Source organism: Draconibacterium mangrovi, from assembly GCF_010586825.1.
GTDB lineage: Bacteria > Bacteroidota > Bacteroidia > Bacteroidales > Prolixibacteraceae > Draconibacterium > Draconibacterium mangrovi.
The window spans coordinates 277,854-301,067 of record NZ_JAAAGB010000002.1 but is presented as its reverse complement, the minus strand read 5'-3'; the positions used below and the strand labels follow the sequence as shown (position 1 = coordinate 301,067).

Annotated in this window: 11 protein-coding genes; 3 read left to right on the top strand and 8 right to left on the bottom strand. The window is 40.1% G+C overall.

The window, feature by feature from the left end:
* The first annotated feature begins 61 nt into the window (after nt 1-61).
* The 3 genes from G4420_RS08220 to G4420_RS08210 all read left to right on the top strand — a co-directional run bounded on the left by G4420_RS08220 (nt 62) and on the right by G4420_RS08210 (nt 4,838).
* Nucleotides 62-2,503, top strand: a complete 2,442-nt coding sequence (locus tag G4420_RS08220; RefSeq protein ID WP_163323119.1) for a sensor histidine kinase — start codon at nt 62-64, stop codon at nt 2,501-2,503.
* Nucleotides 2,484-3,944 carry a sigma-54-dependent transcriptional regulator gene (locus G4420_RS08215; RefSeq protein ID WP_163323118.1) on the top strand — a complete coding sequence of 487 codons (1,461 nt, stop codon included), beginning with the start codon at nt 2,484-2,486 and terminating at the stop codon, nt 3,942-3,944. The genes G4420_RS08220 and G4420_RS08215 overlap by 20 nt, the downstream gene beginning before the upstream one ends.
* 192 nt (nt 3,945-4,136) lie before the next feature.
* Nucleotides 4,137-4,838: a hypothetical protein gene (locus G4420_RS08210; protein ID WP_163323117.1), complete on the top strand. Its 702-nt coding sequence runs from the start codon at nt 4,137-4,139 to the stop codon at nt 4,836-4,838.
* Between the two features lie 400 nt (nt 4,839-5,238).
* Here the strand turns inward: G4420_RS08210 and G4420_RS08205 are convergent, their stop codons facing one another.
* From G4420_RS08205 to G4420_RS08170, 8 genes are all read right to left on the bottom strand, one after another.
* Nucleotides 5,239-6,693, bottom strand: a complete 1,455-nt coding sequence (locus G4420_RS08205) for a SusD/RagB family nutrient-binding outer membrane lipoprotein (RefSeq protein ID WP_163323116.1) — start codon at nt 6,691-6,693, stop codon at nt 5,239-5,241.
* A gap of 107 nt (nt 6,694-6,800) precedes the next feature.
* Complete coding sequence (locus G4420_RS08200; protein ID WP_163323115.1) at nt 6,801-10,052, bottom strand: SusC/RagA family TonB-linked outer membrane protein; 3,252 nt, start codon at nt 10,050-10,052, stop codon at nt 6,801-6,803.
* An 899-nt stretch (nt 10,053-10,951) separates the two neighbouring features.
* Nucleotides 10,952-12,376 carry a SusD/RagB family nutrient-binding outer membrane lipoprotein gene (locus tag G4420_RS08195; protein ID WP_163323114.1) on the bottom strand — a complete coding sequence of 475 codons (1,425 nt, stop codon included), beginning with the start codon at nt 12,374-12,376 and terminating at the stop codon, nt 10,952-10,954.
* Between the two features lie 20 nt (nt 12,377-12,396).
* Entirely contained in the window at nt 12,397-15,552 is a 3,156-nt protein-coding gene (locus G4420_RS08190) for a SusC/RagA family TonB-linked outer membrane protein (RefSeq protein ID WP_163323113.1), read from the bottom strand.
* A 972-nt stretch (nt 15,553-16,524) separates the two neighbouring features.
* Complete coding sequence (locus G4420_RS08185; protein WP_163323112.1) at nt 16,525-17,445, bottom strand: hypothetical protein; 921 nt, start codon at nt 17,443-17,445, stop codon at nt 16,525-16,527.
* Nucleotides 17,446-17,460: 15 nt separating this feature from the next.
* Nucleotides 17,461-18,933: a RagB/SusD family nutrient uptake outer membrane protein gene (locus G4420_RS08180; protein ID WP_163323111.1), complete on the bottom strand. Its 1,473-nt coding sequence runs from the start codon at nt 18,931-18,933 to the stop codon at nt 17,461-17,463.
* 19 nt (nt 18,934-18,952) lie between these two features.
* Nucleotides 18,953-22,066 carry a SusC/RagA family TonB-linked outer membrane protein gene (locus G4420_RS08175; RefSeq protein WP_163323110.1) on the bottom strand — a complete coding sequence of 1,038 codons (3,114 nt, stop codon included), beginning with the start codon at nt 22,064-22,066 and terminating at the stop codon, nt 18,953-18,955.
* A 428-nt stretch (nt 22,067-22,494) separates the two neighbouring features.
* Nucleotides 22,495-23,196 (bottom strand): YjjG family noncanonical pyrimidine nucleotidase, encoded by a 702-nt coding sequence (locus G4420_RS08170; RefSeq protein ID WP_163323109.1) that lies wholly within the window; start codon nt 23,194-23,196, stop codon nt 22,495-22,497.
* Between the last annotated feature and the right edge of the window lie 18 nt (nt 23,197-23,214).

Here is a 23,214-nt window from a genome sequence, read left to right as displayed (position 1 = left end):
GAAAGAAAAACTTATATTTAATTGTTTATCTTAAAAGAAAATTAGGGACAGGAATAGGCTTATGAAAAATTCACAAATAAAGAAGTTGTTCTTCGGTTGTTTACTGCTTCCCCTATTTTTGATTTTTACGGTATCGGTATTTGCTTACGAACAGCCGTCGCATAAAATCTTGGTGCTGCATTCGTATCACCAGGGGCTGGATTGGTCGGATAATGTGTCGCGCGGAATACAGGAAATTATGTCGGCACACGATGAAGAAGTCGAACTTTTTTATGAATACCTCGATACAAAAAGATACACCGATTCGCTTTATTTTTCTCGAATTGAACGTTTTTACCGCGAACGTCTGCAACAAAATCAATTTGATCTGATTATAACTGTTGACGATGATGCGTTGAAATTCTTACTCGATAACCGCGAGGAAATTTACAAGAACATTCCCGTTGTTTTTTGTGGAATTAACCAGCAAATCGATGAGCGCGTTATCAACGATGGAATGATTACCGGGATAACCGAACGCCCCGATTTTAAGGCAACCATCGATATCATGGAAAAACTGCATCCCGGATCGGGGCTCATTTATGTGGTGAACGATTTGTACACCACCACAGCCAAAATTAACCGGATGATGCTGGATGCGCTACCCGAAAATTACCGAAACAAACTTCATTTTATCGACAATGTAAGCTTTGATGAACTGGCTGAAGAAGTGGCCCGTATAAATTCGCCCGACCTGATCCTGATGCTCACTTTCAACAAGGATAAAAACCAGGAATTTATATCGTACAAAGAAGAATCGAGGCTGGTGGCTGAAAATGCAAAAGTTCCGGTTTATTCCAGCTGGGAGTTCTTTTTAAACCGCGGTATCGTTGGCGGAAAGCTAATTCGTGGTATTGACCATGGGAAAGAAGCGGCATTAATGGGATTACGCATTTTGCATGGCGAGAAAACATCGGAAATTCCCATAAAAGAAGATTTGCAGGGGCTTTACATGTTTGATCAGAATCTGCTGAAAAAGTATAACATCGATAAAAATAAACTTCCTGCCGAGGCCTGGATCATCAACAAACCGATGAATTTTTATTCCCTCAACAAAACAACCATCGTAGTGGTGCTTTTGGTGATGGTAGTGGCTTTTGTTATCATTCTGGTTTTAAGCCGGTCGGTTCAGCGCCGTAAAAAGGCCGAGAAGTTGTTGCTCTTAAAACAGGAGCATTTAACGCTGGCATTTAAACAACAGCGGCTAATGGCCGAAATTGTTACCTACCTGAATTCCACCAACGATTTCACACAGGTGATCGATAAGGTTTTGAATGCAATTACGGGGTCAACTCATGTGGGAAAAGTAGGCTTGTACAGCTTTACCGAAGACGATAAGATTGGCCAGATAATCGGTTCAATGACCTCGGAAAAAGGAGAAGGTATTGAAGAAATGGACAGTAGCCGAACCGAGGCCATGCAAAATATCATCACACGGATTCTTAAAAATGAAACTATTGTAAGCCCCGATCTTTCGGAGCTAAGCGAAGGCGAAAGGCAATTTTTTGAAAATCGGGGTATCCGTTCGGTGATGCTGATTCCGATAAAAGTGGTGGATAAAATAAACGGGATGGCCGGTTTTGCTTTCCAGGAGCCTCATGTTTGGGAAAAGGACGAACAACGCCTGCTTTTAACACTGGTGCGGGTAATTGCCAACGCCTGGGAGCGGAACTTCCAGATGAACCAGTTTTTGAGCATGGAAAAACAACATGCCGAGGCGGTGCGTGTTATGGAGCGTACTTCGCGTCTGGCCTCCATTGGGGTAATAACCGGGGGAATTACACACGAAATTAACCAGCCGCTAAACGCCATAAAAATTACGACCGATACCGTGTTGCGGAGAATGAGGCGCGAAGGAACCGAGACCGGAAGTTATATTGTTCGCAAGCTGGAAGCCATTTCGAAAGGTACCGAACGCATCGATGAAATTGTAAGCCACATGCGCAATTACTGGGTAAATCCTGTTCCCGATTCGGATGAACTTCAGATGGTTGATTTAAACACAATTGTAAAAAATGCGCTCGATTTGCTGCGGAGGCAAATTCGGAATCACGGCATTGTGGCTACCCAGAAACTGGCTGCCGGCGAGTTGTATTTAAAAGGAAATAAAATTCAGATTGAACAGGTGGTTATCAACCTGGTGGTGAATTCCATTCATGCCCTCGATGAGGTGGAACGCGAGAAAAAGGAAATAAACGTTCGTACCGTTAAAAAGGAAAAGCAGATTGAACTGATTTTGGAAGACAATGGTGCCGGGATTGAAAGTTCGATCGGCGAGCAGTTGTTCGATCCTTTTTATTCAACCAAAAAAAGCAAAGGCGGAACGGGACTGGGACTGGCCATTGTAAAAACATTTGTTACAAAAATGAATGGCGACATTCGTTACGAGAACCGGGAAGGAGATGGTGTTCGGTTTGTGATAACATTTACTAAAGACACTGAAAATGAAAGTACTGGTAGTTGAAGATGACCAATTAAGCAGGGAAGCAATTGTTGAATTTCTGGTGGAAGACCTGAAGCTGGATGTTACCGATGCCGAAGACGGAACGGCGGCCCTGGAAATTCTGCAAAAAGATAAATTCGAATTGATTATTTCGGATATAAAAATGCCCGGAATAAGTGGTTTGGAATTGCTGAAACGCGTAAAACAGGATTACCCCGGAATCGCGGTTATCCTTATGACCGGTTTTTCGGAAATAACCCATTCGATTGAAGCACTGCGACTGGGCGCGGCCGATTACCTTTTAAAGCCTGTAAATATCGATGAACTGGCGATGACCGTTTCCAAGATTCAGGAGCGCTACCAACTGATCAATGAAAACAAAGACCTGAAAGAATCGGTACAAAAGATGGGCAAGGAAGTAAATGCATCTACGCAACGGATTCGGGCCTTGCAAAACACCATTCGCGACATTCAGGAATCGGGCAAAATGGCGGTGTTCTCCAAACACATGAAACAGGTGGTAGACCTGTCGCTGAAATTTCATAAAAGCAGGGATATCCCGGTGCTGATACAGGGCGAAACCGGTACCGGCAAGGAAATGGTGGCCCGGCTAATCCATTTCGGGGAAGGACTCGAAAGTCCGGGGCCTTTTATCCCGGTTAACTGTGCGGCCATTTCGGAGCAACTTTTTGAAAGTGAATTGTTTGGGTACGAGCCGGGAGCTTTTACCGGGGCACGCGCCGGCGGATATATCGGAAAAATGGAGCAGGCACAGGGTGGCACCTTATTTTTAGACGAGATTGGCGAACTGCCTTTGGAAATGCAGGCCAAACTTTTACGGGTGTTGCAGCAGCGCGAACTTTACCGCGTGGGAGGCAGTCAGCTGATAAAACTGGATGTGCGTTTTGTTTTTGCCACCAACCGAAAGTTAAAAGCCCTGATCGACCAGAATAAATTTCGCTCGGATCTGTTCTACCGCATCGAAACGGGAAATATTCTGCTAAAACCACTCAGGGAAAAGACAGAGGAGATTCTACCGCTGGCACAGTATTTTCTCGAAATGTACTCGCAACGACGCAACCGTGCCTTTAAATTTATTTCGAAACCGGCCGCTTCTATCCTGGAAAAACACGAATGGCCGGGCAATGTTCGCGAACTGCAAAATGCCATTGAACGCGTGGTGTTGTTGTTCGACGACGAGCAGCTTCAACCCTGGCATCTGGCGCATTTGTTTGTTGAGAATACAGCCAGTGTGCCCGAAAAAGTGGAAGGAATTCCTCTCCGTCCGGGTGAAGTAGTGCTCCCCGAAGAGGGTTTTTCAATTGAGGAACTGGAGGTGGAAATTGTGGCCAAAGCCATTAAACGTTTCGATGGCGCCAAAACCGCAGTTGCCGAATATCTGGGAATCAGCCGGTCGGCATTGCGCAGCCGTTTGCGAAAGCTGGAAGATCGCAGGAAGTAGGCTTTGAACCGGATTTTACTTAAAACCCCGCCAATTATTTTCATAACAATCAAGATTGCTATTGTAACAAAAGGCTTCAGCGTTGAATACTGGAAAAAGCGGTTTGAAAAAACATAGTATGCTTTACATTAAATTGGGCTTCTGATTTTATCTTAATTTTATATCTTTAAACGAAACAATAAACAATAAAAAATGAAAAGATCAGCATTAACACTTTTACTTGTAATCATAGGTATAGCTTTCTCGCAGGCCCAATACCTGAATTACGAGATTATTGAAAAAATGGATTATCTGAGAACCAACCAGATGACCACCAATAAACAAAGTAACACAATTGCTCAATATAAAATAGAAGGTTCGCCCTACCTTGATGACACTTTTGTGAACGGCACAATTTATACCACCGCCAAAACCCAGGTTCCTGACGTACCGCTTCGCTACAACATTTATAACGACAACCTTGAATTTAAAACAAATGATGGCACTATTTTGGAACTGGCCCACCCCGAAACAGTTGAGCGGGCTAAAATGGGCGAAATAGAAATGATATTTACCGATTACTTAACTTCCACAAAGAATAACAAAAAAGGATTTTTTAAAGTGTTGGCAGAAGGTAATCTTAACCTACTGGCCAAACCTGATATTTTTTACCAGGAAGCCAAAGAAGAGGCCGCCTACAAAGAAGCACAACCGCCTATGTTTATTCCCAAACCCGACGAATACTACCTGCAAAAGACAGGATTGCCGGCTATTAAAATACGCAATAGTAAAGATATAGATGCGCTTATTAACGCGCACAAAAAAGAGATTGACACTTTTATTAAGAAAAACAAAGTTAAATTTAAAAGCGCCGAAGACCTAACACAACTTGTTGATTATTATAACTCGTTGTAAACAACTTATCGGCCTTAAAGCTATTGAGCAGGTAACTTGAAGTCACCTGCTGAATGGCTTCTTTATTTCAGAGTCCCGGACTGTATTAGTGACGAAAATACAGCCCGGGACTTTTATTTGCTGCAAACTATTGCAAGGATGATATTATTAATAATTCCAAACCGGATCCTTTACTTAAAGGATATTGGTTACGTGCTAAAACCCAGAATTGTTCCTGCTCCATATCAACGGCATAAAAGCTGTAATGAATCAAAAGTATAATCAACTGGTCCTTCCCCTAAACAAATTCAGCAGGTGACTTAAAGTCACCTGCTGAATGTTTGTAAGCCAAAAAAAAAGAGCCGCGGCAAATTGCCGCAGCTCTCTATATTTTAATCAATTATTATCGATTATCTGTGATCTATTGAACACCTGTACGAGTATCCCACCACATTTGTTTTCCCCAGAAATCATCTACTACTTCAGCAGCAAAAGATCCAGAGTTAGCACCGTTCAATGTAAGCTCATTGTTCGGATAAGGGTAACGGAAAGGAGGTGAAGTATGACCTGTGTAGCTTGATCCCGGAGCAACATAGTGTGTTGTTGGAACACCAGTTCTTCGGTACAACGACCAGGCTTCCATACCTTGCTTAAACAAGGCAATCCACTCTTGCCAGTAAATTTGCTCCAAAGTTCCATCGAAAGCAGCATCGCCTGCTAAATAAGTGGCAATATCAGCAGTGGCTACACCGTTCTCTTCACATGAAGCAGTCACTGCTGCTTCATAAGCATCTTCAGCACTCATTCCAACACTATAACCTTTTTGTGCAGCTTCAGCAATGTGAAACATTACCTCAGCATAACGCATGTATGGAGAGAATCCTGCAGCATCGTCTCTGTAAATCGCACCAATACGCGAAATAGTTGGTAAAGCAGGTTGTGAAACACCTCCGATTGTAAAACCGCGGTACTCACCATCATCGGTTGCAGGTTTTGCAATAATCGACAATCTTGGATCATTAAGATCTTTCAATGCATCGATTAAAATATCAGAAACTCCATGGTCATCACGACCTTTACCATCTTCAAACCAAGGCTCTTCGTATGGAGTACTTCCAGGATACCAAAAGAAAGCATTATCGTCGTTGCTTTCCATAATTGGGTTAGCCGAAAGATTTCCCATAATGGTTTCCACTGTTGATTTTCCAACAGGTGAAACATCTGAAATACGCATTGCCAAACGCAAACGTAACGAGTTACAGAATTTTTGCCATTTATCAAGATCACCATCAAAAAGCACATCTCCATCGCCCAAATTATCAATCGATCCTGAGTTTAACAATGTGTTGGCTTCTTCAAGCGAAGCTAACAACGCAGGATAGATTTCTTCCTGAGTGTCGTATGATGGTAACAATACACCATTGCCCAATTGAAGTGCATCGAAATAAGGCACATCTCTCCAGGTGTCAGTCATTATCTGGAAGATCATTGCTTCCAGAATTTTAGCTACTGCCAACATATTGTCGGCACCGTCAGCTTCTGCTTTTTTACGGATTTCGTAAAGGTTATTTAACTGAATGTAACCATAATACCATTTGTTTTCAACTACTCCAGGACGGAAAACATAACGTGCTTCATCAATATATTGAATCTTTGCAATGTGACCTCCGTAAGTAGAAGGTTCGTTCAGATTGTTCCAAGAATCATAAAAGGTATCGGTATGGTATCGCAGCACAAAGGCAAGTACGTTTGTCGCCGGTGCATCTTTCGCGCGGTCCGGATCGGTGTTAATCTCCTCGAAATCGTCGGTACATCCCACTACAAGGAAGGCCATGAGAAAACTAACTGCAAGTAATTTTCCTATTATATTTTTCATATCTATCATTTTTATTTTATCAATTGAATTTAGAACATCGCTCGAATACTTCCCTTTTCCGAAAAGGTTACGTATTATAACATGTGTTCTCATCTCTTGTTATGGTTTTAGAATTTCAAATTCAATTTAGCACCAAAACTTCTTGAAGAAGGCAAAGACGTTGACTCAAGACCAACACCTCCGTTACCTGAACCTGTTATATTTTCAGGATCGATTTTTGCCTTGTTTGAATCGTGCACCCATAAAATTGCAAGGTTGTTTCCAACCAATGAAATTGAACCTCCTTTAATAAAGTTACTGTTACCAAACAATCCTTTAGGGAAAGTGTAAGTAAGATGTGCTTCACGCAATTTTCCATAAGAACCATCGTATACCGAAAGCTCGCGGTTACTATAGAACGACTTGAAGAAACTTTGAGCAGAAGTTGTAAGATCGTTAGGCGTACCATCTTCTTTCACAAATGTTTCATCAGTCATGTAGTTTTCACCAAGAATAATTCCGTTTTCACGAACATCGCCTTCAGCCGTAAAAACAAGCTGACCACCATAAGCACCAAACATATTCGATACACTAAAGATATCGCCACCTTTACGTACTTCGATTAAGAAACCGGCACTCCAGTTTTTGTAAGAGAATTCGTTACTGATACCGCCCATCCAATCAGGGTTAACAGCTCCGAGTTTTTTAGGTCCTTCCACCTTTGGTCTTCCGTTTGAACCAACAACAATAGCTCCATTGTCGTCGCGTACCATACCGTTTCCGTAAATAACACCCCACTCATCGCCAGGACGTGCTTCAACGGTAGTTCCCCACTGGCTACCAATCTGGTATGATTCAAGCTCCTGACCTGTATTAGGGTCAGTATAAAGCTCAATAATTTCTGACTTATCTCTTGCCCAGTTCAGTGTAACATCCCAGTTCAAACCATTTCTGTCTTTAAGAATACTTCCGGTCAACTGTATTTCAAAACCTTTGTTGTTAATCTCACCGGCGTTTACCAATGTTGCGTTATAACCGGTAGCTTTTGATATTGAAACACTCATAATCTGGTCGGTTGTTGTTTTATCGTAATACGCTAAATCAACACCTAAACGGTTGTCAAAAAAGTTAGCTTCAATACCTACTTCAGTTGTTTGGATATTTTCCGGTTTTAAATTCAGTGGAGGATAGGTAGTTGCTTGAGAATACTGAGTTACACCGTAAATAGTACTTGAACTTGCACTGAAATAAGGATCGGTATTATAAGCCCCTGTTGCAGCACCAACTTCAGACCAACCACCACGCAGTTTCAGGTAAGAGATAGTGTTTGATTCGATATCGAAAGCCTCAAGAGGCAACCAGCTCATACTAACAGCAGGGTAAAAGAAAGGATCTTCAATAGTCGAACTCCAGTCGTTACGTACACTTAGATCCAAATAAATCCAGTTAGCATATCCAAATGAAGCAGAACCATATACACTGTTGGTACGAATCCACGAGTGATCCATCTCAGTAGTAGGACTACCACTAACGTTTGAAATGGTGAATAAATCAGGAACTGTTAACTGGCTAGCACCAAGAGTTGAGCTCTCGTACTGCATATCACGGTAGTTAGCACCTGCCATTGCACTCAGGTCAAAATCACCAAAATGTTTCTGATAAGTTGCAATAATGTCTGCATTTATTTCCGAACGGCTGATTTTGTATTCATAGAAGCTACCACCGTGGAATTCAGCGTTAGATGCATTCAAGATTGTTTCGTTCGAGCCTGATGTAGTAACACGCTTCATTCGCTGGCTGTAGTAGTCCATACCTAAACGACCTTCAACGGTTAAACCGGTAACTGGTTTAACAAAAATAGATGCTTTACCAAATACCCTGTCTTTTTGCAATTCGTTGGTGTTGTTATACAAACTCCAGTAAGGGTTATTATGGTAGTTACTGTTCCAGTTGTATGGGAAACCATTGTCCATTCTGGTTTGCCAGTTATTTTTCAGATCAATCAGATCAACCTGACGACCGAACCACTGACCAATTGATTGTAATGGGTTACTTGCGTTATACTCTGTTTGCACGAGGTTATCACTCTCAGTACGTGCATAGTTTATAGTAGTGTTAAATTCTACGTATTTATTCAAAGTTACTTTTGAATTAACACCGGCATTGTAACGATTTAAACCAGTATTTGGTAATGTACCAGCCTGGTCCATATAACCTAATGAAAAACGGGTACTTGAATTGTCACCTACCGAAGTAATTCCGATATTATGATTTGTTGTATGTCCAACAACGTATAAATCTTTAATGTTATCAGGACGTGAGACCCAAGGAGTAGCAGTTCTGTTACCACTTCCGTCAACAGGGCTGTTGTACTGTGGAATATTTAAACCAATATCCAAACGAGGTCCCCAACTTTCGTCAACACCATCGTTTACACCATTACCAAGACCATCGAAATATGTAAAACCTACACCCGGATCGTAACCACCGGTTGCAAATTCCTGATACGACATTTCTGGAGCATAGTACTCGTTCCAGAATTCACTACCCTGATAACCTTGTCCGTATTTATTCTGGAACTCCTGGATACGAGAAACCTGGTCGAAGTTATAGTTACCATCATAAGTTACAGAAACACCCTTTGCAGAACCTTTACCAGATTTTGTTGTAATAAGGATAACACCGTGTCCTGCACGCATACCATAAAGTGCCGCAGCAGCACCCCCCTTAAGTACCGAGATATTCTCGATATCCTGTGGGTTAATGTCGTTCAAACCACTACCAAAGTCAACGTCGCCGGCAGTATGGTTCGAGTTTGATATAGGAATACCATCCACTACAATAAGTGGTTGGTTGTCTCCGAACGAGCTGTTACCACGAATAACAATACGTGAAGAAGCTCCAACCTGACCACCGGTTTGGTTAATCTGTACACCGGCCACTTTACCTGAAAGTGAATTCATCACGTTAGGCGATGCGGCTTTTGTTAAAGCGTCGCTTTGTACACTTTGCGCACTATAACCCAGTGATTTTTTCTCTCTGGAAATACCAAGAGCTGTTACAACAACCTCGTCAACACCGATAGTCTGTGGCTGTAATGCAACATCAACAGTAGAACCTGTGATCGCCACTTCTTCAGTTTTCATTCCAACAAAACTGAATACCAATGATTGTGCATCTTGAGGCACCTTCAAAGTATATTCACCATCAATATTGGTGACTGTTCCCAATGTAGTACCTAGTACCGCAACCGAAACCCCGGGGATTGGCATTTCATCCTCAGCAGAAGTAACCGTACCGGTTATAGTCTTCGTTTGAGCGAAAGCTACCAAATTACCCATGAAAAGGAGAATCGATAAAAAAATCGCAATTTTTTTCATAGAAATAATTTTAAGTTATTAATTAAAGCGCTATAAAAATTGATTTTAGCATTTTTATTCATATTCGAGAAAAACCGGGAGGATTTAAAATTCTACGAAGGGTAATTGTGAGTAAATGTAGAGTGAGTACCTCCCGGTCATATTTTTTCACCATTTTTAATATTGTTTCACTTCTTGTAACTCCTGTCTTTAAAAAGCAATTTTTCCTATTCCCTTCCATTCAGAAAAATTTATATAAGATTAAAAAGTAAATTCTCTTTTCTTGTTTATTTAGTCTCTTTGTCTACCTGAGAAACCTTCCTAATTGTTAAATTATTTAACAATTAGCCAATTTTACAGACCTACTCATCAACATTATTAATCTCGACTCGCGAGTAATGTCAATGTAGAACACCAATCGGCAACTAACTATTGAACCGATTTAAATGGAATCTGAAATTTTGATTTAAGATCAAATGAATGATACCCCCCTTCATAGAAACATTTTTAAGTAATAATTAAACAGCATTTAATTTTGTAATTTCTGAAAAGATTCCCCCAAATCCTTATACTCAGCATTACCACTCACAATACAGAACTCTTAATTCTTATTTGATAATTACAAATATTAAAAGAAGATTTGATTTTTTAAAGAAAGTGTAAGTTTATTTTCAAATTAACTATCAAATAGATAATAACCGAATTGTAAAATAACAAACAATGCAATTAGAAACAAACCACCAATAGTCTGTTTTACTGATATTTACAAAATATCAAATCTAACTTATGATCCTTTTTTCAAATACATGATTTTTGTCATATACCCAAGAAACAAAAGAAAAGCCGGTAAAAAAACTTACCGGCTGCTCTTTAATTAATAACCTAAAGTCCCTCAACAGGGTCAATAAGTATCTTAAATATTATTTATCCCACCAAATGCGGGTTTCCATAACATCTTCACCCTGACGAGCAACAGCTGCTTTTACATTTTCTTCGTTCAGATCGTACTCGTTTTGCGTATATGCACGTCTTCTTGGAATAGCTTTCCCTTCAACTGCTCCTGGAGCAGGAGTTAATACAGGATAGTCTAATCTTCTCCACTCGCTCCATGCTTCCTGACCGTCCATATAAAGACTTACCCATTTTTGCTCAGCAATTGACTTTATGTAATTGCTGGCATCATAAGCTGCTTCAGGTTGAGCAAGGTACGCTGCAATATCAGTAGCATCCACTCCCCAGAATTCCATACTGGCAGTAATAGCATCTTCAAATACAGCAGCAGCGTCGTCGCTAATCCAACCTCTGGCAGCGGCCTCAGCTTTAATGAATAATATTTCAGAATATGTAAGAAGAATACCAGGACTATCAGCCGAACGAACAGCAATACCCGGAAATGAAATTTCGGCATTGGTTATACTACCTGCATCTTCGTTAGTTAAACCGAAAGGCATACCTACAATGTCTCCGGCGTCGTTAGGATCAGCATAAAATGGCAAGCGAGGATCGTTAAGACTTTCCATATAATTTACCAACGGCTCGCTAATAGCGTAGTCGGTTCTGGTTAAAAAGTGATCGTAATATGGATTCCAGTTTGCAGCATCTGCCAGGTAAGAATACAGAGCGTTATCATCGTTACTTTCAAAAGCACCCGACAAAGCTGAAGTTACGACACTTTTGGCAGTTGCCTCATCCACCTCCGTCATACGAATTCCAACACGTGCTTTCAGAGCATTTGCGAACTTTTTCCAGGCAGCCATATCGCCATCAAAAATAATGTCACCTTCCATACCCGGAGCGTTTACATCAATCTGCGCTGCAGCTTCAGTTAATTCGGTAACAAAATCGGCATAAATAGCTTCCTGTGTATCGTATGCTGGCGTAAAAGCTTCTTGTCCCATCAGGGCTTCACTGTATGGAATCTCTCCCCATATATCAGTGATCAGTTGAAATGTATAAACTTTCAGAATTCGGGCAATGGCAATTTGATTAACATTGGCTCCGGAAGAAGCTGCATCGTCTTTTGTAGCTTCATCAGTATTCAGATCAATGATTTGCTGCAAGTTAGCCAAAGAGCCGGTATAAAAACCGTTAAAACTGGCTTCATCTGTTTCGTAACGTGAAGTATTGGTATACTGTGTTTCCGAAAACAACTGAGCGTAAATTAAACCTGTTGTATTGAAGCGCTCACTAAGAATTCGTCGTTGAGCATAAGTCATCAGGTACGATGTAGGAACATCGGTTACATTGTTAGGATCGGTATTCGTTTCCTCAAAATCTTTTGTACACCCCGCAAACAGACTCGCAAAAAGCAGGGCAAATACTGATATCTTCAAATATGTCTTCATAATATCTTCTTATTAGAGTGTTAAAATTTAACATTTACGCTGAATCCCATTGTTCTTGTACTTGGGTGCTGACCATTTTCAAATCCCTGGATATTACCTGAACCATATGCACTCTCAGGATCAACATTAGGAATATTTTTATGAAGGATAGCAAGGTTTCGACCAACCAACGAGAATGAAGCGCCATTTATAAAGCTATTTGCAAATAATTTGTTTGGTAAAGCATAAGTAAGTTTTACTTCTCGAAGCTTAATAAAGCTGGCATCGTATAAATAACGCTCTCTTCTGGTTGCAAATTGTTTCCAGTAATTTACAGCACTAATACGGGTATCATTAGGGGTCCCGTCTGCTTTCACACCCTCAGCAAGATATCCACCACCGTTATCGATAGCATCCCTTACCGGGTTTCCAAGTTCGTTGTTTCCAACCGTTTCTGCAAATAATCCCGAGTAGTTTCCGTAGCGGTTAGAAACGGAATACAACAAACCACCTTTCTGGAAGTCAACCAAAGCACTCAAAGAAAGTCCTTTGTAAGCAAATGAGTTGGTTACACCACCGGTCCAATCAGGCAAATAAGAACCAAAAGTAATATTGGTTGCTCTTTCGTAATAACCATCCTCGGTAACAACTTTATTACCATTGTCGTCGTACACGAAACCATCCGTTACGAAAGTACCGTAAGTTTCACCTACTTTGGCATTGATAGATGGCCCCCAGCTTCCTAATGAATAGTTAGTAAGACCTTCTGCCAATTCAACAACTTTGTTGGTGTTTTTAGCCCAGTTAAATACAACATCCCAGCTAAATTTTTGATCAATTGGTCTGGCACGCAACATAACTTCCCAACCTTTGTTGGTCATCAAACCTGCGTTAACAACTGTTGAGCTATATCCCGAAGTACTTGCCACATCAAGGTCAAGAATCTGGTCTTTTGATGCGATATCATAGTAAGTAACATCTAATCCTAAGCGGTTTTCAAAAAAACCCAATTCAATACCAAATTCTTTTGTAGTAATGGTTTCAGGTTTAAGACTGGCATTTTTCAGTTTATCAGGAACAGCATATGCAGGATAGCTTCCGTAGTTATTCGCCGAAGAATAAGTTACTGCCAACTGGTAAGGATCTGTATCGTTACCTACCTGCGACCAGCTTGCCCTAACTTTTCCTAAAGAAAGGAACGAATCGTCTTCGATTAACTCTGAAAACAGGAAAGTACCGGTTATAGCTGGATACAGGTATGAGTTGTCACCGTCGGGCAATGTTGAAGACCAGTCGTTACGTAATGACACATCAACGAAAGCTAAACTTTTGTATCCGAAGCTTGCACTACCATATACTGAGTTTACAACTTTTTTTGATTTGTAATCAGTAATAGAAGGTCTGTCGATTGATGCAGTAACATTAAAGAAGTTAGGCACACTTAAACCACCATTGGTACTTGAACTGTTGTTATAATATTTACGAACACGTTTGTTAGCACCAAAGTTAGCATCGATCGAAAAGTCTGAACCAATATTCTTTGTGTAAGTTGCCAAAAATTCGAAGTTATTATCTTCCATCTGACGAACCTCTTCCTGGTACCAATCCTGAGGGATAGACCCTGAAGCAATTCTTGACTCACGCCTGTCATTATAAAAATCAGTACGAGCCCATCCCTGAACAGTTAAGCCGGAAAGAATGTCGTATTTCAATGATACATTACCATATACACGGTCCCTCTGAAGATTTGCAGGACTCTCGTTCAATACCCAGTATGGGTTTTCCCAATATAACGGACGAAGATTGGTTGGAGAGCTGATGTTCCAGGTACGGTCCATACCATCTGCTGTTTTATAATTGGCCAAATTATCCATATCAAGCTGACGTTGGAACCACTGGTTAAAACTAGTTACAACATTACCCTGAACATCTGAATAACCTTGTGAAGGGATACCATCGTTCTTAGTTTTCACATAGTTCATACTTGCTGAAGCAGTAAATTTATCAGTAAGTTTTGTGCTACCATTAAACGCAATTGTATTTCTGTTTAATTCAGAAACAGGCAGTGTACCTGTTTGCTTGAAATTAGTAAAAGACAAACGGAATAAAGTATTATCGCCACCACCCTCAAGTGCGACATTATTATTTGTTGTAATACCTGTTTCGTAAAAATCCTTGATATTATCAGGATGCGCAATAAAAGGAGTCATTTTTCCATAGTTCGGATCATCAGGATACCAGCTGTACCACTGACGTACCAGAGAACCATCCATTTTGGGCCCCCAACTTTCATCAGCGGCGTAGTTTACAACGGGCTCTCCCTCGTAAGTATCAAAAGTTTGCTTATAACCACCACCATATTCATCCTGGTACTCAGGCAAAACTGCAACGGTAGTTACATTTAGACCAGAGGTAATGGAAACACCAATACCTTTACGTTTTGTACCTTTTTTTGTGGTAATAAGAATTACACCGTTCGCAGCACGCGAACCATAAAGTGCAGCTGCGTTAGCACCTTTAAGCACGGTCATTGATTCAATATCCTCTGGGTTGATATCTGCTGCGGTGTTACCCCAGTCGGTACCTCCTCCACCAACCTGGGTGTTAGTAGAGTTAAAGTTTGAGTTGTCGATAGGCGTACCATCTATGATAAATAATGGTTGGTTGTTACCCGAAATTGAGTTTACGCCACGAATAACAATACGTGATGAACTACCTACAGTACCGCTTGAACCGGTTACCTGAACACCAGCAACTTTACCTGCTAACGAGTTAACAATGTTGGCATCTTTAACAGCTCCAACTTCATCACCGGTTAGCTGTTGAGCTGAATAACCAAGAGATTTTTTCTCGCGGGAAATACCTAATGCAGTAACTACTACTTCGTCGATACCCACAAGGTCGGGCTCCATTACAATTGTATAGTCCGATCCTTCACCCAATTCAACGGTTTGTGTTTTCATCCCCACAAAACTGGCTACCAAAGCCTTGCCATCTTGCGGAACTTTCAAATTAAAAACTCCGTCAATGTCAGTTACGGTACCAAGGGTTGTCCCTGCTACAGAAACAGAAACTCCCGGAATTGGCAGGTTATCCTCGCTGGATGTAACCGTACCGGTAACGATCTTGGTCTGAGCATTTACCACCGTCACTCCCAGCAAAACCAGAAATGACATAATAAGCGCGATTTTTTTCATAAAAAACAATTTTAGATTAATATTAAAAACTAGATTTGAAACTCGTCGGATATAACTTCAACGCCCCATACACTAAGGATTTTACCATCTAGCACATGCACATTTGATATAATTTTTCTTTCGTTAAGTCTGTTGGATATTACACTCCCTGATAAAAACATTTTAAGCATTAATTAAACAGCATTTTGATTTTTTCGTCTTTGAAAATGAAAATCAAATTCCCCCAAATTTGTTCCTGTAAAATTTTACTTCAACAGCAAACTTTCATTTTCAATTCTCAATTTGAGCGACTCAAATATTCATATTTTATCTCACATGGACAACAATATGATGTATTACATATTACTATTATTTCTTTTTGCTATTTTCTGGCAGGTGTTTTTGACAATTAAGTGAACGACAACAAAACTCAAATCATTCATTTTTAACTTCTTGTAAAAATTACATATATGCATTATTACATATTAAATAAATGTTAACAGAAATTAACAATTAACATCTAAATGATTGCACAATCGCAATCACAATTACAATTTGATACATACAAAAGCTATCACCCACCAAGATGACAGTAAAACACCAGGAAAATGAATAAAAAAAATGAAGCGGATGGAGTTACTTTTTCGACGAGCCAAAAGTAATGGCCATTAAACGATCTAATAAAAAAAAACCGGGAGAATATCTATATTTCTACGAAGGGTAATCGTGAGTAAAGTGAGTAAGTTATATCTCCCGGCTATATTTTTGAGTTTTTTTTTTTAAAATTCATTACTTGCACTATTCCGAAGCAGGAAATAGCCCCAATAATGAACTTTCAGAGATAGTCATTCAATAATTGTGGATCCATTCAAATACTAATTTTCAGGCTTCCTTTAAATATATTACAAGTTATATAATATTCGAAACACAGAAATAATACCAGCGGGTTAAGAATCACTCGCTGGTATTATATTTTGTATAATGCTTTAAAAACTATCTACTGCTCAGTTTATTTTTCCGAACCATCTCGAACGATTCTTCACTAATTGACTTTAGCGATTTAGACAAGACAGCTGATTTTAATCCTTCAGGATCCAATGTAAGTGTGGCAGTAAAAATTGGATCAGTAGAATAACCATTCTCATATGTCCATGCTCCCCAATCGGTATCAAAGTTATTCATTTCATATTCGATTATCAGGCTCGGATAACCTCCACAGTTATCCCAACTTCCTGAGCCCCGAATTGTGTACGGATCCTGCTCTTCACCATCATAAACAGTAGTTATGTAATATTGCTCCTCAATTTCAACAGTACCATCTTCATTCACTATCAATTCCACAGTTCCACCATCTATAATTTCTTCTCCCCAGAAATTTGTCATCCAATCAACACCTAATCCGGTAATCATTAATTTGCCTCCGTCTACAGCCGTCACAACCTGCGAAAGTCCTTCTGTATAACCATCGGTTACAGCATCTGTTCCCTGCCATGAGCCAACCAGATCAGCCTCGCCATTCGTTAAAGGACAGTACTTTTGAACCGTAACATCAATACTTGCAGGATCGGAGGTTATACCCCCCATGGTCGTTTCTGAAACAGTTATAGTCGCTATCCCATCTGCAGGAAAGTCGGCAAATCGGACAGTTGCAACACGGGTATCTTCGCTAACACTTTCGATTACTGCGTCTTCCACGCTCCAATTCCAGGTCGATCCACCACGGTAATATCCTATCGTAAAGTCGGCCGTAAATGTCTGAATTGCAATAGACGGACCATCTACACCTCCTAACACCTCAGGAATAATTGCATCGTAATCGTATGCATCCTGCGCTGCTTCCATTGGTGGAGTTTCACATGAATTGAACATGCTCACCACCGCTATTAGTAAGATAAATAATATGCTTTTTTTCATGATAAACTTGTTTTATTATTTCCATCCACCGTTACTGTAATCCTCTCCTGCAACACCTGTTCCGGCACCAAATGTATAGTAATCCATTTGCATTACTTCAAGCTGCGACCCCGGTATTGGGAAGTGCAAAAGTGTACCTGATTGTAACAAATCAGATTTTCGCATTTCGAAAAACTGAATCCCCATACCAGAAAGCATTAACTCAACCATTCTTTCGTAATGAATGGCTTCCTGAATCTGAGCGGCATCAGCAGGAAGTTCCGGCAGTCCACCACGTGTTACACGAGCCGATGCATTCATAATATCAGCAGCCTCTTGCACACTTCCTGTTCTTAATGCAGCCTCGGCCAATAAATAGTCGTTCTCAGCTTTATAGAAAACAGGCATTGGTTCGGTCCATGTTTCAAGATACTTGTCTAAACGCGAATAGCGGTATGACGAGAAGTGGTAATAACCACGCTCTGCCCTAAACGGACATGAACTTAAGTATTCGAAATCCGACTCCAACCTTGCGTCGTCGGAACTTGCCAATCCATTATTAGGCAAATCGGTGAACAACCCACTTGACGGGAATACGGCCGGCATATCGGGATCCATCAAATTAATAACGTACATATCAATTTGTCCCCAACCACCATAAATACTGTAAGTTTGATAAGTCGAATACCAGACAATATCGTCAGCTAACGGAGCAAAATCTTTTTCAATACCTTTACTTGCATAGCTATACACTTTATTCCAATCGGTAGAATTATCTTCTGATTTGTTACGAGCTGAATACACAAGGAAACGAGCGGCAAATGAATTTGCTAATTGTGCGAATTCCGATGCAGTCCATGCTTCGCCAGGTAACCACTCTGCAGGAATGGTAAATGAACTTGAGTTACAAATACTAATACACGCATCCAGACTATTTATTGCAGCTGCAATTACATCCTGGTATGGGGAGGTCGGAACTTCTACCGATAAATCAGTTTCATGCGTAATTATAAATGCCTGGTCATAAAGCAACCCAAGATACCCCAAAGTAATTCCCTGAATAAAGTAAGCCATAGCATTAGTAACTTCAGTACTACCGTCGTCCATTGTAACTCCATTCGTAATGGTTTGTGCCAACACATCGTTTGATTGCGACAAAATAGAATACAAAGTATTGTAGTAATCTTCAGTAATAACTGCGTTTGAATACGACGGTTTGTTATCGAACTCTAAACGTGGCTCATTACCAAAATCGCGCATTCCGGCATTACCCCACGAACAGGTACCTGCATCTGCAGCAGTCCACAAAGCTAGCCCGGGTCCATCATATTCCTGATTTATCTGAAACCAACGATTTAACAATCCGCCGGTAACACCTTTAATATCATTAGGATTTGAAAAAGCTGTATCAAAATCAGGATCATTTAGGTTTTCAACTTCTAAATCCTCACATGCTGTTATGGCAACCACCACAAGCAGCATCATAAATATATATCTTAAACTTTTCATTTTTAATTCATTTTAATGTTTAAAATTTCAATTCAAGAGAAGCAGAGTATGACCTAAAGTTTGGATACCCCATAAAGTCGTAAGCATAAATTTGCGTTCCGTTAGTAGTACCAACTTCTGGATCGAAACCGGTATAATTTGTAAAAGTCAACAAATTTCGACCTATTAACGAAAGTTTTGCTCCTTTCAGGAATCCCTTTGAAATGCCCGACAGTGCACCACCCGGCATATTGTATGAAAGTGACAATTCGCGCAATTTTACGTAAGTACCGTCCTCAATCCAGAAGTCGTTAAAGTCATTAACATCATAAAATGCTTTATAATAATCCAGAGCTTTCTTTTCATTTTCAGGTTTTCCGGCCTGGTCCATCATTCCATGACGATCGTCGCGGGTAAGCCACTGTGCTGTTTTGTTGTAAATGTCGCCACCCTGTTTCCAGTCGAACAACATATAAAGCGTTAAACCTTTGTATGAAAAAGTTGAAGAGAAACCCATTTTAAAATCAGGGTTTGAATCACCAATTTTTACGAATCCCATTTTTCCTTCTTCATCCAATTGTTTTATTGGTGCTTCGTAAATTGTTCCTTCAGTTCCTTTCTCAATTACATATCCATCGCTGTTAACAGTATAGTCGTCCATTGTCCCTCCCATAAATCCAATTTGCTGAGAAAGCTCATCCATTGAATTAAGGAAGTGCGCTCCGTACATTACACCAAACGTTTCGCCTTCGCGAATGTAGAACGCTTTATTAGCCTCTTGCCCTTCAGGACCGGTTTGATATGGAGGAATACTCAGTTCGGTAATTTTCGTACGAGTACGATCGAAAATAATATTTGCCTCCCAGCGGAAATCACCCGACTTAACAATTTTTGCATTTAACGAAGCCTCAATTGTTTTGGCTTCCAATGTACCGGCATTCACCCATTGCGTTCTCCAACCATTGGCAAACGATGCCTGAGGAGCCTCAAGAAACTGATCCGTTGTTTCTCCGGTTGCATAAATTGCACTAAAGCTAAAGCGGTTCAAGAAGTCAATATCCATACCCACTTCCAGCTCACTGGTATGCGATGGTTTTAAATCTTTGTTTCCTTTAAAATTCTTCGAAGCGATACCATTGCTAACCGACATCACCTCGTACTGAGCAGCAAATCCCGGGCGCTGACCTGCAGTACCATAGGCTGCTCTCAGTTTCATTTCCTGAATACCGTCAATCCGGAAGTCTTCAGAAATCCTCCATGCTCCAGACAAACGGAAGTAAGGCTGCCATCTTTCGTTTTCTCCAAATAACGACGAACCATCGTAACGGTACATACCGTCAAAGATGTATTTATCCTTATAGTCTAAATACAAAATTCCAAAAATGTTATTTGCTACAATTTGTCTCTGATAAGAAGTGGAAGAAATATTTCCTTTTATCGCATCGAAACTAGGTACCTCTTTTACTCCAAAATCATTACCTGTTGAAGAAAAACTTTGGAATTCTTCGTTCTCATACAAATAGCTTGCTTTCGCACGAACATTTATATCGCCGATTCTCTTTGAATAAAATAAGTTTGCCTGAGCTCTTTCAGAAAATAATTTTGATGCGTATTTGTAGTACTGACCTTCAGAATAAATTGGATCACCACTACTTGTTGTATACGTGTCGTAAGGAGCAAAATAAGTATTCATACTTGATGTATTTTCGAACGAATACTCTGCTTTAAATCTTAAATCGGTAGTAATGTCGTAATTCAAAGCATAACTACCTAAGAAACGATCTCTCTCCTCAGTATCTTCTTGTTTCCACAAGTTGTACAACGGGTTTGTTGTAGTTGCCTGCCAAGGATCGGGCACAAACGAATATGGCTGTCCGTCAGGATTTGGTGCCATTAAATCAACATCAGGAGAAGTCAACAATAAGTTAAAAAATACTCCACCGTTATATTTACTGTCACCTCCTGGATAATTCTGTTCTGCTCTAACAAATAAATTACTGGTAGAAACAGAAATTTTGTCGGATAAGCGGTGGTCGATATTTACCCTGTAGCTATTTCTGGAATAACCATCAGTATCGAACAGGATACCACCATGCTTATAGTTCTCGAACGAAGCCAGGAAGTTTGTTTTTCCTGTATTATTCTGAATACTAATATAGTTGGTATAGAATTCACTTCCCGAATACATCTCTTCCTGATGATCGCGGTACAATCCATACGGGTTATCCATATAATGGTCTGCCGCCAAAATAGGAGCTCCGCTAATTTCGCTACTGTAACCTCCCTGATAATCGGCAGGATAAGTAACGCCGGCATACTTGGTATAATTTGATATACTTTGCCAATCATCAGCAAGAACAAAAGCATGCGATTGAGAAAGGTCGTAGCTGTTTGCAATACGGTTTATACCATACTCATTACGAAAAGTAACAACACTCTCACCACTGGCCAGGCCTTTACCACGTTTTGTTGTAACAACTACAACACCGTTACCTGCCTGCGAGCCGTACAGTGCCGATGCCGAAGCACCTTTTACCACCTCAATCGACTCCACATCATCAACGTTAATATCGGCAAGTGTACCTTCCATCTGTACTCCATCTACAATAATTAATGGATCCTGGCTACCCGAGATCTGGGTGGCACCACGAACCAAAATTGTTGATCCGGAACCTGGTTCACCAGTTGAACTGGTAACCGTTACACCAGCCATTTTACCTTGCAACGCAGAGGCAGCAGAGGCAGCAGGAACTTCTTTAAGTTCACTTTCGCCAACCTTTCCAACAGAAACTGATAGTTTTTTTCGAGGTGTTTCGGACGAAACCCCTGATACAATAACCTCATCAATACCGAACACATCCGGCTCAAGGGTTACATTAAAAGTTGCTTGGTTTCCAATCGGCACCTTAACAGTTCGCATACCAATAAAAGAAACAATCAAGTTCTTTGAATCAGAAGGAATTTTCAATGTAAAATTACCGTCAATGTCGGTAATTGTTCCCAATGTTGTTCCCTCAACCGAAATTGATGCGCCAGGAACCGAAGAACCATCTTCAGAACTAGTAACTACTCCGGAAATGTCTTTGGTTTGCGCAAATAGCAATTGCCCTCCTGTAAAAAGCACAACTGCAATCAACAGCATGATTTTTTTCATAGAAATAGTATTAAATTAACAATTAAACAGCGGTACAAAGGTTGAGACCTCCTCCATTGCAGGATTAATCTCCAAAAAAATCTTCTCCAAATTAACAATATGAATGTTATTCCCTTCGCCTTAATAGGTGTTAACATATGTTAACAGTATGCAAATTGCTAATTTTTCCCAAACAATCCAAACATATTGCATGGATCCGTCCGTAAATAAAGCAATTTATTTAACAAAAATACATTTATACCAATTCCTGATATATCTCATTTTATATTGACAAATAAAGCAAATACAGGCTTTTCACTACCAACCATCCTATTTAAAAGTCGTCATACTAATAAATCTTTTGCTTAGAATAATTTTCTCTTTTCGAGCTATTTTAGAATGATTTTAAGTAAAATTGGAAGTTTATATTTCGATACTTATGTTCGTTTTTAAAGCAAATCTGCAATTTCACCAAGACTGATAACCTTTTTAACAATATGTTTCGTCTCAGTTTTTAAGGGTTGCTTATCGCCAACATAAACCACATCAATACCAAAATTTAATGCCCCCAGAATATCAACATCCCAGTCGTCGCCAATCATGATGCTTTTCGACTTTTTTGCATTCGATGATTTTATGGCATACTCAAAAATTTCCCGTCCCGGTTTTGGAACTTTGATGTCTTCAGAGATAAAAACTTTGTCGAAGTACGAAACCAGGCCAGTGTGTTGCAACTTTTTGTGTTGTACCTCCCTGAATCCGTTTGTGATAATGAATAATTTATATTTTTTACTTTTAAGATAGTCTAATAAAGGTATTGCGCCACCAAGTAAAGCAGACTGTAGCGACATTTCGTGCAAATAAACTGCGTTCATTTCTTCCGGATCGATACCATCAATCTCCAAAGAATCGAATGTTTTCTGAAAGCGCAGACGAATTAATTCGCTCTTGTAAACTTCTTTTTTCCGATAAGCAATCCAGAGCTCAGTATTGTTTTTTGAATACTCTTCGTAAAAGGTATCGAAAGTCAGTTCAAACCGATCGAGATTATACTTATGATAGGTAATACGCAAGGCCTCGCGTCCATTTGTTTTAAAATCCCAAAGCGTATTATCTAAATCGAAAAATATGTGTGTGTAATTTTTCTTCACCTCAAATCGGTTAAAAGT

Bases quoted from the DNA above. Each gene is read 5' to 3' on its own strand.
- G4420_RS08220 (WP_163323119.1), top strand. From the start codon at position 62: ATGAAAAATTCACAAATAAAGAAGTTGTTCTTCGGTTGTTTACTGCTT.
- G4420_RS08215 (WP_163323118.1), top strand. From the start codon at position 2,484: ATGAAAGTACTGGTAGTTGAAGATGACCAATTAAGCAGGGAAGCAATT.
- G4420_RS08210 (WP_163323117.1), top strand. From the start codon at position 4,137: ATGAAAAGATCAGCATTAACACTTTTACTTGTAATCATAGGTATAGCT.
- G4420_RS08205 (WP_163323116.1), bottom strand. From the start codon at position 6,693: ATGAAAAATATAATAGGAAAATTACTTGCAGTTAGTTTTCTCATGGCC.
- G4420_RS08200 (WP_163323115.1), bottom strand. From the start codon at position 10,052: ATGAAAAAAATTGCGATTTTTTTATCGATTCTCCTTTTCATGGGTAAT.
- G4420_RS08195 (WP_163323114.1), bottom strand. From the start codon at position 12,376: ATGAAGACATATTTGAAGATATCAGTATTTGCCCTGCTTTTTGCGAGT.
- G4420_RS08190 (WP_163323113.1), bottom strand. From the start codon at position 15,552: ATGAAAAAAATCGCGCTTATTATGTCATTTCTGGTTTTGCTGGGAGTG.
- G4420_RS08185 (WP_163323112.1), bottom strand. From the start codon at position 17,445: ATGAAAAAAAGCATATTATTTATCTTACTAATAGCGGTGGTGAGCATG.
- G4420_RS08180 (WP_163323111.1), bottom strand. From the start codon at position 18,933: ATGAAAAGTTTAAGATATATATTTATGATGCTGCTTGTGGTGGTTGCC.
- G4420_RS08175 (WP_163323110.1), bottom strand. From the start codon at position 22,066: ATGAAAAAAATCATGCTGTTGATTGCAGTTGTGCTTTTTACAGGAGGG.